The organism is Halobellus sp. Atlit-38R, assembly GCF_003665925.1.
In the GTDB taxonomy this organism is placed as follows: Archaea; Halobacteriota; Halobacteria; order Halobacteriales; family Haloferacaceae; genus Haloquadratum; species Haloquadratum inordinatus.
In genome coordinates, this window is the sequence record NZ_QXIJ01000307.1 from 1 (window position 1) to 465 (window position 465).

A 465-nucleotide genomic window follows, 5' to 3' on the forward strand; every position below is an offset into this window, starting at 1 on the left:
CACCGTCGACACCGTCGGCGAGACGGCGATCGTCGTCGTGGAGGGACCGGACGGCCCGGTCGAATCGGAGTTCGAGCTCCCGGGGACGGCCGTCGACGCGGCCGTGAACAACGGCGTGCTCACCGTGGAGGGCGAGCGATGAAGCTGACCGTCAAGCCGCTGAAACAGAAGGACGCCGGTCGCCGCCTCGCGGCGATCGACCGCGTCGCGGCCGAGGAGCTCGGGCTCTCCGGCGGGGACATCGTCCGCGTCGAGGGCGGCGACGGGGCCGCGATCGCCCGCGTCTGGCCCGGCTACCCCGAGGACGACGGCACCGGCGTGATCCGCATCGACGGCCGCCTCCGCCAGGAGGCCGACGTGGGGATCGACGACCGCGTCACCGTCGAGGACGTCGACGTCTCGCGGGCTGACGCGGTGACGATCGCCTTCCCGAGCCAGCTGCGGGTGCGGGGACAGATCGCCCCG

The 465-nt window shown here is 73.5% G+C and carries 2 pseudogenes; both read left to right on the forward strand.

The window, feature by feature from the left end:
* Positions 1 to 142, forward strand: a pseudogene (locus D3D02_RS19525) (Hsp20/alpha crystallin family protein); the annotation flags it as partial.
* Positions 139 to 465 (forward strand): annotated as a pseudogene (locus tag D3D02_RS19530) (AAA family ATPase); the annotation flags it as partial. The pseudogenes D3D02_RS19525 and D3D02_RS19530, both read left to right, overlap by 4 nt.